1 protein-coding gene is annotated in these 482 nt (G+C 45.2%); it reads left to right on the top strand.

Going from position 1 to position 482, the window contains the following annotated elements; translation table 11 throughout:
* Nucleotides 1-482 (top strand): hypothetical protein (locus tag A3766_RS30765; RefSeq protein ID WP_197479453.1); only part of this gene is annotated, 482 nt, incomplete at both ends.

Below are 482 nucleotides of genomic sequence, written 5' to 3'. Positions count from 1 at the left end.
TTTACGAGAAAGAAGTCGCGAGAAGGCAAAATAACCTGGCCACTATTAGCACCCTAGAGTCGTTTGATACTGAATTAGCCAACAGTGAGATTGTCAAAAGGTGGAAACACGAGTCTGGGGCTTTGCCACAAATTCATGCTGGTGAAACTTATACAGTAAAAAGAATTCCGGCAGACGCAGCACATATATCTGCTCGTTTAGAATTTGCTAAATCCGACCTTGTTAAGCAAGCACTAGGCAAAGCTCTGAAATGGGAAGACCCTGATTTATATGGCTACTCAAGGGCATACCAAAACGACCATCTGCCAACACCAAGCGACTTCACTGTACTCGACCCCACCTCGGGAGGTGGTTCCATTCCGTTCGAAGCATTACGCCTTGGCCACAAAGTCATAGCCAATGAACTAAACCCAGTAGCTACAACTATTTTAAAAGCTACCCTGGATTTCCCTGCAAGATACGGCATGGACTTACATGCTGAT

It is taken from the genome of Oleiphilus sp. HI0132 (assembly GCF_001635845.1).
Note: the sequence above shows the minus strand (reverse complement) of the source record. Positions and strands in the feature narration are given on the sequence as shown.